The 1,328-nt window shown below is 73.1% G+C and carries 1 protein-coding gene and 1 pseudogene; both read right to left on the bottom strand.

The genetic code is table 11. The annotated features are described in order from the left end of the window. Nucleotides 1–546: pseudogene (locus tag L0P92_RS44475) on the bottom strand (hypothetical protein); the annotation flags it as partial. After that, on the bottom strand, nucleotides 543–1,328 hold a 786-nt coding region (locus tag L0P92_RS44470), incomplete at its 5' end, for a hypothetical protein (protein WP_234768815.1). The pseudogene L0P92_RS44475 and the gene L0P92_RS44470, both read right to left, overlap by 4 nt.

The following is a 1,328-nucleotide window of genomic DNA, read 5'->3' as shown; positions in this document are numbered from 1 at the left end:
TGCGGCTTTTTCTCCGACCACCTCCCCCCGGCCCGTAAGTCTAACACCACGCAGAAAGTGGACGGCCTCCAAAATGGGCCCGCCCCCCAAGGGGAGCCATTGTCTGAGGCCGTCACGATTCTGCTGGGTGATCGACTTCAGGACCGGGGCGAGAGCGTCGTCGATCTCGCCGCTGCGCCCGGCGACGGCGAGCCAGGTGACGTGTTCCTCCAGCAGGAGCGCCGGTGACAGGTCGGCGTGCACATGCTGGATGATCCGCCACAGGGCGTGCACCGGGGCGTCCGGGTGCTGCCGCTGCCGTACCCAGCGGGCAAGCCGGCGTTGCAGGCGGTGGCGTTGCGCGGTGTCGAAGACGAGGCCCGTGGGCCCCTGGGACCGGACGAGTCCGCTGAACCACAGGTCGGACTCGGTCTCCACGCCGAGCCGTGGGAACAGCTCCAGCCGCACCGCCCGGATCAGTTCGGGCTCCACGCGCACCGCCACGCTGAGCGCGGTCGCCAGTTTCTCGACCGCGTCGACGGCCTGCCGGTCGCGTGGCACGGTCACCGCCGGCGTCCCACCAGCGCGGCGACCGTGCTCACCGTGGTGGTCCGGTCCCAGGTGAGGGCGGCCAGCAGCGGGGTGAGCTCCGCGGGCACCCGGGTGACCGGGTAGGGCACCAGCGCCAGCACCGTGCAGCCGGCCCGGACGATCTCGTCGCACACTCGGTACCACTCGGCGACGGAGGCGCGCCGCGGATGCAGGACGGGTCCGCCGACGCCGAGGTCGGAGACGACCAGGACCCGGGTGCCCGGGCTGGGGGGCCGGTACGGCTGCCAGGTCCACGGGGAGCCCGGTCCGGTGCCGCGGTTCGGGGCGTCGGCGAAGTAGCGGGTCTGGGTGAGTTCGGCGCCGACCAGACCGGTGATCCGGCGGGTGAGTTCCTGCTGGTCGCGGCGGAAGGGCTGCATGCCGTCGCCGCGGTCCACCAGGACCTGGACGCCGAAGCGGAGGGTGGGGCGCGGTGCCCGGGGCAGCCGGGTGAGCGGGATGCCGCGGGCGAAGGCCTCGACCAGGGCGTCGATGTCGGGTTCGCCGTCGTCGCGGACCAGGGTGGTCAGGGCGGCGTTGAGGATCGCGGTGGAGGACCGTTCGGTGAGCAGCGGTTCCAGCGGGGGGCGGGCGGTGAGGTGACGGTCGGTCACCTCTTCGAGGAAGGGGACGGCCGTCCAGTCGGTGGGGTCGGGGGCGTCGAAGTCGACCGGTTCCAGCACGGGCAGGTCGGCCGGGAGGGTGCGGCCCTCGTAGCGGCCCGGGTCGGTATCCGGCGGCGGTGGCTCATGGGGGGC

This window comes from Streptomyces muensis, from assembly GCF_021474425.1.
GTDB classification, from domain to species: Bacteria; Actinomycetota; Actinomycetes; order Streptomycetales; family Streptomycetaceae; genus Streptomyces; species Streptomyces muensis.
The sequence above is the reverse complement of the archived record's forward strand: the minus strand, read 5'-3'. Positions and strand labels throughout refer to the sequence as shown.